This window comes from Streptomyces sp. yr375 (assembly GCF_900110755.1).
In the GTDB taxonomy this organism is placed as follows: Bacteria; Actinomycetota; Actinomycetes; order Streptomycetales; family Streptomycetaceae; genus Streptomyces.
The window spans coordinates 1-7,387 of sequence record NZ_FOFF01000093.1; the positions used below are offsets into that span (position 1 = coordinate 1).

At 68.4% G+C, this 7,387-nt stretch carries 5 protein-coding genes; all 5 read right to left on the reverse strand.

Going from position 1 to position 7,387, the window contains the following annotated elements:
- A partial coding sequence (locus tag BMZ82_RS38665) for a transposase (RefSeq protein WP_143099012.1) occupies nucleotides 1-267 on the reverse strand: 267 nt, incomplete at its 3' end.
- An 85-nt stretch (nucleotides 268-352) separates the two neighbouring features.
- Nucleotides 353-1,630, reverse strand: coding sequence for a TniQ family protein (locus tag BMZ82_RS38670; protein WP_093782063.1), 1,278 nt, complete (start codon nucleotides 1,628-1,630; stop codon nucleotides 353-355).
- 75 nt (nucleotides 1,631-1,705) lie between these two features.
- Entirely contained in the window at nucleotides 1,706-2,266 is a 561-nt protein-coding gene (locus BMZ82_RS38675) for a telomere-protecting terminal protein Tpg (RefSeq protein WP_093782064.1), read from the reverse strand.
- Between the two features lie 4 nt (nucleotides 2,267-2,270).
- Nucleotides 2,271-4,358: a telomere-associated protein Tap gene (locus tag BMZ82_RS38680; protein WP_093782065.1), complete on the reverse strand. Its 2,088-nt coding sequence runs from the start codon at nucleotides 4,356-4,358 to the stop codon at nucleotides 2,271-2,273.
- A gap of 57 nt (nucleotides 4,359-4,415) precedes the next feature.
- Nucleotides 4,416-6,818 (reverse strand): DEAD/DEAH box helicase, encoded by a 2,403-nt coding sequence (locus BMZ82_RS38685; RefSeq protein WP_093782066.1) that lies wholly within the window; start codon nucleotides 6,816-6,818, stop codon nucleotides 4,416-4,418.
- Nucleotides 6,819-7,387 lie beyond the last annotated feature (569 nt).

The following is a 7,387-nucleotide window of genomic DNA, read 5'->3' on the forward strand; positions in this document are numbered from 1 at the left end:
GAAGAAGGCGGTCGCTTTTCCCAGAACCTCGATCGTGGCCTCCTGCTCGCGGACCTTCCGCCGCAGCCGGACCAACTCCTCACGCTCCGCAGTGGTCAAAGCCCCGGCGGGCCCCTCACCGCGGTCGACCTTCGCCTGCTTCACCCACCCGCGCAGCCCTTCCGGACTCACGCCCAGATCCCTCGCGACCTCGGTGACCGTCTTCTCCGAGGACAACGCCAAGGCGACCGCGTCCCGCTTGAACTCGGCCGTATACCGCTTACTCATGTTGCTCTTCTGGCTCACTACCTGTGACTGCTTCCTCCGGGACCATCCGTCCCAGTATCAAGCTGTCCGGCCGGCAGGGGGAACCTCACAGCGCGGCGCTGCGCCAGGCAGGCATCCCGAGACGGAGCATGCGCTGGTTGGTCATCCACGCCCCCAGAGGAAAGCCGTCCTGGAGCGTGTCTGCCCGTGTGGCCAGATGCCCCCGCGCAGCCGCGTAGGCCCGGGCACGAGTCAAACCCGCTTCGAAGGCCGCGTCGGCTTGGCGGCTGTGCCCGCGCCGCCGTTTGGGGAGCGGAGCCTCTGCGGCTTCACCGCCGGCCATCTCCTGCAGGCGCTGGGCGAGTTCGTCAGCCAAGGGACGGAGCCGGTGCGCAGGATGGACCTTCCACAGCAACCGCTGCCCGTCGCCATCCGGCGCTTCCGCCGCCTTGCTGCACTGGTGCGCCCAGGCGAACAGCGGTCCGTCCATGCACGATGCCAGGCGATCAGCGAGCCAAGGCCGCCGCAGACAGCGGGCCAGCTCACTGATGAGCACGGGGAGGTCCCCCAGGCAGAAAGGGAGGTGGCCGCGCACCTGGGGTGCGATACGACGCTTCATCGTCTGGTCTACCAATGCCCCGGCAACGGCCACCGTCTCCGGATAGGTGACCAAGCTGCGGGCCAGGACCCGCCACCGCCCGGGCTCCTCGCCTTCGGGAACCGTCGCAGACAGCCGTGCTGGCCACGTAGTTTCTTCCGGCCACTTCTGCGCCCACCACCAGGCCGTGACCGCTTCAGCAACCTCGAACGCCGAACCAGCGATGGGGGAGTGGCGCAGCAGCCTCCGGTGATCCTCCTGCGCCTGGACCACCTCCGGGAATCGGGCCAGCCCGACGACACGGCCTCCGCTGCCAGGCACGCTCATCAGCCAGCACCGGTGGCGTGGGCAGACTCGCTGGTGCGCCGCCAGGTACACCCGGGCTGGTGCAACGCGACCGGTCCGCGCAGCCACACAGCCCGGGCACGCCGGACCCCAGGCGGCAACCGTCTCCACCCCGTTGTGGAGCCGCGCCGCCGGCCTCTCCTTCGCGGGGCCCAGCGGCTCCTCCCGCGTCCAGGTCGGCAACGCACGGTGCAAGCTCACCCGCGGCACACGACACAGCGCCGCGACCCGGTCCCGGGCCGCGGCGTTCAAGAACACCTCACTGTCGCCCTGGAGAACTCCGACGACGTCCTGCTGGCCAGCCACTTCGGTAACCGTCGACAGCAGACTCCGCACCGTCAGGCCGTACTTGTCCGCGATCCGCCCCAGGAACGACAGCGTCATCTCACCCTGTAGGGGAGTCACCCGAAAGGCACCCGCAGCCAGCAACAGCGCCCCCACCCATCCCGTCGCTTGTGACAACTATCGTGCTTCGGCCCAAGCCCCCGCTGAGCCACTCTGTGCGCTGGCGTCAGGTCAGTAGTCGAGGTCGAGGTAGTCGATGTCGTTGAGGGTGACGTCGGAGAGTCCTGTGGCGCGGCTTCCGCCGTCTTGAAAGTAGATCTCTTTGAATCCTTCGGCGATGATCCCACGCATCTGCTGGTCGCTTGCGCCTGTGTTGCGGGCGTCGAAGAGGCGTTGTGCGTAGGCCGGGGGGAGGTGCACGGTGAGGCGCCGGAACCGTCCGTCGTCGGTCGTGCCGACGGGCGCGGTGTAGCCGAACCGGGCGCGGGTCTCCACGGTGATCCCGCCAGAGGTGGCGGCCTGCTTCTGTCGGCGCTTGCGCACCTGGGGCTGCCAGTGGGCCCGTACGGCCGTGTCGATCCTTTCGGCGATACCCCGGGGCGGGTGCTTGCGCTCGCCCTTGCGGTAACGCTCCACCGACCGCTGGCTGACCCCGATCTCCTGGGCGACGGCTTTGGTCGTCTTGAGCTGCTTTATCAGGAAGTTGATGCGTGCCTGGAGGGTCTTGGGCGGCTGGCGGGTGAAGCTCTCCCGGTCGGCGCGTTCGATGGCGTCGTCGATCTCTCCGGCCACAGTCCTACTCTCCTTCGTCCAAGACGGCGTCGCCGCCCTTGATGTGGCGGGCGGGGTTGTAGCCCTGCTCCATGAGGTCGACCGCCCACAGCATCGTCTGTACGCCCTCCAGCTTCGCCAGGCCCGGCGTCGGCCCGAGACGGAACCCGCCGGGCTGCGGCTTGCCGGAGGCGGCGTACGGCAGGAAGTCCAGCGGGCTCTCGCCCGGTGAGGGGTAGACGACGCAGTCGGACAGCACGGCGAGCGGGTACAGGCCCGTCATCGTGGCCATGTTGCGCAGTTTGCGGTGCATGTTGACCCGGGCCTTGCTGATGACGGCGGCGCGGATGTCGGGGCGCCAGGTCGGCCGCTGCAGGGCTGGCCACGTCTCGCCCTCCGTGTAGGACTTGCCCTGCGGGCGCTCGCGGAGCTTGCCCACGCCGCCTTTCACCGTGGCCTTGATGGCGGACAGGACAGCGGCCATCGCCGGGTCGGACTGCTTGTGCTGCTCCATCGCCGCGAGGAACTGGCGGTCGTCCAGGTCCCGGGTGACGCCGAGGCCGGCGAGGGTGTCGACGTATGCGGTCTTGAGGCGGTCGTGCCACGGGTCGAGGTAGGCGCCGGTCTCGCGGCGCAGGTACGCCTCGATCGGGTGGACGTCGTAGCCGAGCTCCTGGGCGTAGGCGACGGTGTGTGTCTGGTACCAGGCCGGTCCCGCCGGCCGGGTGCCGTCCGGGGTGAACGGGCTGGGCAGGCGCGGGTCCAGGTCGATGTGGGACAGGTCGACCAGCCAGGAGCCGGGGATCTTCGGGTTGAACGTCGGGGCGTGGAAATGATCGGGCGCGGACAGGCCGACGACCAGGCGGGCCGCAGCCGCGAGGAACGCGGTGTTGAGGTCCAGGCCCACCGCGAAGGGCAACGTGCACTCCTCATCGGTGAGCGTGTCCACCGACCGCACCCACTGGTACGCCTCCTCGTTCAGGAAGCCCCCGGTCCAGCCGGAGTTCACGACCACGGGGTGCTCGGGGGTGGCCTCCGGCGGCGCCGGGTCCATCGGTTCGGTGCCCAGTGAGCCCGGGTTGTGGCCGGACACCCAGTTCCCGGTTGCCGGGTCCTGCACGGCCTTCGTCGGCGGGCGCAGCGCCGTCATCAGCTCCAGGCCCGAGACGGCGGTGGAGCCGCGCGGGGTGATGACCCGCTGGGCGTAGACGCCGAGGACGCGTGCGATGTCGGCCGGCTCCATCTCGGAGACGCCGGGCCAGGACCGCTCATCGAGGGCGTCCCACGACAGGATCGCCAGCTGCACGCACTGCCGCTCGCGGCCCTGCGCCTTGCGGTAGATCCGGGGCCAGGGGCCGAAGCCGCGCTGGGTGAGCTGCCACTTCGCCTTCGCGACCTGCTTGACCACGGGGTGGTCCTCGGGCAGGCGCAGGGAGCGGCGCTGCTCGTGGCCCTCCAGACGCTCCGGCAGCCCGAGCTTCACGGCAGCAGCGGCCGTGAGCACGATCAGCGGATCGGAATCCTTGCCGTACCGGTTGAGCTTCGCAGCTCCGAGACCGGACTCGCGCAGCGTCCACTCCACCAGCTCGGGGATCGTGGTGGCCGGGCAGTCGAGTACGATGCCGCCGACGCCGTAGGCGCTGCCGTCGCCGTCCAGGACCCCGAGCGGACCGTGCGGGAAGCGCGGATCGGCTGCGGGCTGAACTGCTTTCTTCGCGGCCGGGCGGCGCGATGCCGCAGCTGGCCGGGTGGCGGGGCGTGCTGGTCCGGCGGGAGCCTGCAGGGCATCTGCTGTCTCCACCGCGGACGCGGACGGTGCACTGGACGCCGCAGGTGGCGTCGCGGCAGCCGAGGCTGCACCGTGTGCGGGATACTTTGCTGCCCACCCGTTCAGTAGCCGCTGGTAGGCATCCAGGCGCGGCGACTTCGGCTCCGAGCGGCCGTTCTCCCAGTTCTTCACCGACTGGGTCGTCGTCTTCAACGCGGTGGCGAGGCGGGCCTGCGTGATGCCGGCGGCTTCACGAAGCCGGGCACGCTCCGCCGGAGGCGGGAGATGCGGCTCCTCCTCCAACAGAGCGTCGACGGACGCGAACAGCTCTTCCTCAGATGCCATTTCCTGCACCTTCACGTCAGGATCCGATATTGCTTAACCAAAAACTTATCCCACTCCTTAACCTTCCCGTGCCCACTCCAATCCCAGCGTGGCGAGCGCGGCGAGTTTGTCGACGGTGAGCTTCGCGCGGCGCCCCTTGAGGTTCATGATCCAGACTCCGAGCTTGACGGGGTGCTCTTGGCCCTCGACCTCGACCGTCTCTACGTGGCCCCTGGGGACGGTCACGGAGCCCTCTCGGGCCTTGTACTGAGCCAGGGCCGCCACGCCCCGCTCGAAGGCCCCCAAGGGCGTCGTGGACGGCTTCGGGAGCTCCGGGGCCGGCGGCGTGATGCCGATCTGCTCCAGGCGTTCGCGCTGTCCGTCCGTCAGGGCCTGCCAGACTGCCGGTTTTTGCTGCCGGGTCAGCCATTTCCCGATGTCCATGCCGTGGACGGTGAAGCCAGGCAGGACCTCCACCGCGCCGGCTTGACCTTCTTCGTCGGCGATCAGCTCACGCAGTGCCGCGTAGTGGCGCTGCCATTCGGCAGGCCACTCGGGATTCCAGTCCGGATCGACCGCCTCCAGCGCGGCCTTCCACTCCGGGTGATCGTCCAGCGCACCCGGGCGGCGCAGGTTGCTCAACCACTGTCCTACTGGCCTGTCCAGAGCCACGGCGGACCTTGGAGCACAGAGGGTCCAGTGATCCTCGTAGTACGCCTTGGCGGCCTCCAGGTTCTCCTGGAACCGCTCATCCGCGACGCTCCACACCATGCCCAGCTTCTCCAGCCGCCGGGCCCGCAGCCCGCTCAACTGCCCCGCCTGGTAGGCCCTTCGTTGTTCTGCCACCCATTGCCCAAGCGGTGTCGCGCCCTCTTTGTGACCATAAGGAACTCGGGCGTGGTGCTCACGCTCCGTGAACGCCTTCAACTTCGCCCAGCCCCTCGCCCAGTCCTGCCGCTCCGTATCGATCACGTTGAAGCTCACCCACTCCGCGACCATCGCCGGATCCCTGGGGGCCGCGAAACGGAGCAGCAGACGGGATTCTTCCTCACCTTCCTCCGGCGGCGTGCCAATGTTCACGGAGGGCTGGGCCACGTCCTTCTGAGGCTCCTGCGGGATCGCCAGCAATTCCACGGCCTCTTCATCGTGAGCCCGCAGACCTTCCAATACCTTCACCAACGGGCGGTACGACGCGGAGGTGAACATGTCCTCTGGCTTTTCACCCGGCTGCAAGAAAACCGGCACGATCAGCGAGGCGAGTTTCCCCTCTCCGGGCTTCTGCCGCAAAGCCCGCCCGATCGCCTGCACGATATCGTGCGGTGCACCCTTGGGGTCCAGGAGAGCCACGGAATCCACAGCGCGAATATCAACACCCTCGCCCAATACGCGGCAATTCGAAAGGATGGCACGCAGCGCCGTGCTCCCGAACTCGCCCAGGACCCCACGCCGGCGCTCGGGAGCGTGTTCGCCGCACAGCCAGTCCGCCCAGATCTGAGCCGGGTACCGGTCCGGCTGGTCCGCGTGCAGCCGCTCGGCGACGCGCTCCAGGCCCTCCGCATGAGCCTGCGCCTCTATCGTCCGGTGATGGAAGGTGATGCAGGTCTGCAGGTTGTGCTGCGCCATCGTGTGCAGGAGCGCGGCCTGAAGGGCTCCCAGGCGCTGCCCGCGCACCTCCTCGCTACGCCGGTCCTCGCCCATCAGCCGCTCCGGGGTGACGACCGGGTCCTGAAGCTCCAGCACGATGATCTGATACCGCGCCAGCAAGCCGCGGGACACAGCCGATGCCAGCGACAGCTTGTACAGAACGGGCCCGAAGACTTCCTCATCGTCCATCGAGGCCGCCATCTCCTCGGGCAGCGCATCCCGCACACCCTCAGCGACTTCCCAGCTCGGGGGCCGCTCCTGCCAGATCCGCGGCGTCGCCGTCAGATACAGCCGGCGCGCCGACGGGATCACGCCCTGGTCGTGCACGGCAGCCCACGCCTTCCCCATCGAACCGCTGGTCCTGTGGGCCTCGTCGACACAGGTCAGGTCCATGGGATCAAGCTGCTGGCCGTAGGCGCCCTCGAAGGCTTCTGCGAGGACTCCGAGGCTGGCGTACGTCGCGAAGATGGTCACCGGCCCCTGCCCGTGCCACAGCGCCAGCTGCACCGGGTTGGTGGTACTCCGGACTCCCAGGCCCCACAATTCAGGGTCGTCCTGAAGGGAACACACCGCGACAGCCGGGCCTGTATGTCCGGCGGAATTCCACGCCTGCACCGTCTGGCTCAGCAGATCCAGCGTCGGCACCAGAACGAGAATGCGCCCCTTCGGCGCGATCCGCTTTGCCGCCGCAGCCGCAATGATGGTCTTTCCCGTCCCACACGCGGAGTGCACCTGACCGCGCAGCCCATTCACGGGAATACCGCCCGGCGGGATGTCGAGCCCGCGCACAATGGCGGCAACGGCCTCGATCTGGTGGTCACGCAGTTTCACGGCCATTCCCGTGTTCTCCTTTTCGTGGAATGTGGCGCGCAATATGCAAGGGAATCCCGAAGCGGTGATGGGCTTGGGGGTGGTGGTGTCTGGTGCCAGACTCTACACAGCCCGCGCCTGTGATGCATCACCCTTGCAGATGGTCCGCCCCTCGGGATGACACTTGGCCGATTCTCGCCCATGGAGGCGGGTTGGCGTGTATGCTGGTCGGGTGTTGCCAGGATTGCCGTACCGGCAGTTGAGAAGGTGGGAGGGGTTCGGGTGGAGCGCAGCGGAGCCCGTCACTGCGGTGGGGCTGGCACCCTGTCGGGCCGATGGCCCGTCACATCGCTTGTGGGGGTGGTGACTGGGATTCCCAGTGGCTACACAGGCCCGCGCGTGATGCACTTCCTCTTGCCGCCAGCCTCGGTGATCGCGCTTGCGCGGTCACCCTCAATTCGCGCTTGCGCGAATTGACGCCCCGTCGGAATTCCGTTTACGGAATTCCATTCCGGCGCTTGCGCCGGAATCCGAATTGCGCTTGCGCAATTCGCGCTCTATGCCCTGCGTCAGCAGGGCATATCCCGCTCCGCGGG

Bases quoted from the DNA above. Each gene is read 5' to 3' on its own strand.
- BMZ82_RS38680 (WP_093782065.1), bottom strand. From the start codon at position 4,358: ATGGCATCTGAGGAAGAGCTGTTCGCGTCCGTCGACGCTCTGTTGGAG.
- BMZ82_RS38685 (WP_093782066.1), bottom strand. From the start codon at position 6,818: ATGGCCGTGAAACTGCGTGACCACCAGATCGAGGCCGTTGCCGCCATT.